Annotated in this window: 1 protein-coding gene; it reads left to right on the top strand. The window is 60.6% G+C overall.

Annotation, left to right across the window (positions count from 1 at the left end; genetic code table 11):
• Positions 1-472 (top strand): glucosylglycerol hydrolase (gene gghA / locus D3D02_RS19445; RefSeq protein WP_304999808.1); only part of this gene is annotated, 472 nt, incomplete at both ends.

The raw sequence follows: 472 nt of genomic DNA, 5'->3' as shown, positions 1-472 counted from the left end.
ACCGAAGACGACGGTCTCCCGCGTATCGACCCAGCGACGAGCATGCTGGAGATTCATCCGGGGACCGCGACCGAACGCGGGTCGCTCGCAGGTCTCGCCGAGGTCTACGAGGATATCGCCGGGAAGCAACGCGCTGGCGACGCACTCGAACCGTGGGAGCGCGCCTTCGCCGGTTACGACGGGATTCAGGTAATGCCCCTCGAACCCCTGACCGAAAACAAGGAACAACACGACTTCTGGTCCGTCAAGCAGGGAGAATCCGCCAACACCTCCACAAGCGAAGCGAGTGGAGGTTCGTCGGACGAACAGAGAGAATCCGCCGACATCTCCACAAGCGAAGGTTCGTCGGACGAACAAAGAGAGTCCGACGATAAACTCACCGTCGAGGTTGCCCGTCCCGAGATTATAAACTGGGGTTACGATATCGTCGTCAGCGCTTTCTCCGCGCCGAACCCGGCCATCCTCGAAACCG

Source organism: Halobellus sp. Atlit-38R (assembly GCF_003665925.1).
Classification (GTDB): Archaea; Halobacteriota; Halobacteria; order Halobacteriales; family Haloferacaceae; genus Haloquadratum; species Haloquadratum inordinatus.
The sequence above is the reverse complement of the archived record's forward strand: the minus strand, read 5'-3'. Positions and strand labels throughout refer to the sequence as shown.